A 545-nucleotide genomic window follows, 5' to 3' on the forward strand; every position below is an offset into this window, starting at 1 on the left:
ACCAGCTCGCCCAGCACCCCGACCGGCACCGGGTTCAGATGCGCGTCCACGATGTAGAATTTCGCATTCAGCCACGCTTTGCCGATCGGCACATTGCCTGTCTGCGGCAGCTTCGTCAGCGGCTCGTCGTAGAAACTTGAGTCGATCGCCGCTTCCGTCACGCCGTATGCGTTGATGATCCGGAACAACGAGCCGAAGCGTTCCTGCAAGGTCCGGTAATCCGCCACGCTGCAGCTGTCCGAGCTCGTGATCAACAGCTCCATCCAGCTCATATCCAGCCGCTGCTCGTGCACGTACTCCAGGAACGGCACGATCAGCGCCGGCGTCGATTCGAAGATGGTGACCCGCTCCCGCTCAATCCAGTGGTGCAGACGAGACGGATCGATCCGGTCGTCCTTCGGCACAATCACCATCGTGCCTCCGTTGTACAGCGTCCGCGCGATATCTCCCACGAACACGTCGAACGAGAAGCTTGCGAGCTGCAGCAGCCGCACCGGGAACTGATCCAACCGGTATTCCCGCCGGTAGCCCGCCGCCGTGTTCAC

The 545-nt window shown here is 61.7% G+C and carries 1 protein-coding gene; it reads right to left on the reverse strand.

Annotation, left to right across the window (positions count from 1 at the left end):
- Nucleotides 1–545: AMP-binding protein (locus tag LCF57_RS18225; RefSeq protein ID WP_226001967.1), on the reverse strand; the 545-nt coding region annotated here is incomplete at both ends.

Origin of the sequence: Paenibacillus sp. BJ-4 (assembly GCF_020404765.1) — a bacterium.
In the GTDB taxonomy this organism is placed as follows: Bacteria; Bacillota; Bacilli; order Paenibacillales; family Paenibacillaceae; genus Paenibacillus.